This is a genomic window from Novosphingobium sp. HR1a, assembly GCF_015594425.1.
Classification (GTDB): domain Bacteria; phylum Pseudomonadota; class Alphaproteobacteria; order Sphingomonadales; family Sphingomonadaceae; genus Novosphingobium; species Novosphingobium resinovorum_A.
In genome coordinates this window covers 1-676 of record NZ_JABXWS010000154.1, presented here as the reverse complement: position 1 = coordinate 676, position 676 = coordinate 1, and the positions used below count along the sequence as shown (strand labels likewise).

The 676-nt window shown below is 60.7% G+C and carries 2 protein-coding genes; one reads left to right on the top strand and one right to left on the bottom strand.

From position 1 onward, the window contains the following. Window positions 1-270, top strand: a 270-nt coding sequence (locus HWN72_RS30775; RefSeq protein ID WP_211152336.1) for a hypothetical protein, incomplete at its 5' end; no start/stop codon positions are given. 2 nt (window positions 271-272) lie between these two features. Here the strand turns inward: HWN72_RS30775 and HWN72_RS30770 are convergent. Further along, window positions 273-626: an integration host factor subunit alpha gene (locus HWN72_RS30770; protein ID WP_248006504.1), complete on the bottom strand. Its 354-nt coding sequence runs from the start codon at window positions 624-626 to the stop codon at window positions 273-275. Between the last annotated feature and the right edge of the window lie 50 nt (window positions 627-676).

The following is a 676-nucleotide window of genomic DNA, read 5'->3' as shown; positions in this document are numbered from 1 at the left end:
CTACGCCCTACGCCGATCCCGACACACCGGATTCTCATCTTGATTGTCGCGCTTTCTCGTCCAGATCGCCGCGCAACAGCAAGGTCAATGAAGAAGCCGTTCCGATCCGCCCAGGCTCAGACTGCCGCTCTTTCGGCCCGAGTCCGCGACGCCGACCGCGTCCATAGCGCCGCACCCGATCAAATGCCAAAAATGCGCGCGAACCGTCCACGCGGCAGTGTGAAGCCGCGCAGCATGGCGATCGCGTTGCAGAGCAGGTCGCTGATCTGAGATCAGTCCAACAAGGGAGCGACGCGCGCTCGCAGGATGGTGCTCGGGTTAAAGGTGACGACGCGCCTCGCGCCTACAACCGCCTCCTTGCCAGTCTTCGGGTTGCGTCCGACCCGCGGCCCCTTATCGTTCAGCAGGAACGTGCCGAAGCCGGCAATCTTCACGTTCTCGCCACGTTCGAGAGCAGCGGCCATCTCCTCAATGATCGCATCGACCATGTGATTGGCCTTGGTGGAAGATATCCCTAGGTTTTTCTTGATCGCTTCGGCGATCGCGGCACGAGTGAGGCTCTTGTACTCTTGATGCACGGGGATCTCCTTCGGCGCGACGAGAACGCGCCAGCAGATCGATAGCATACCGCTAGTAAACGATTTTTCCACAAGGGAGATGGGTGCGCCGGTCCCCT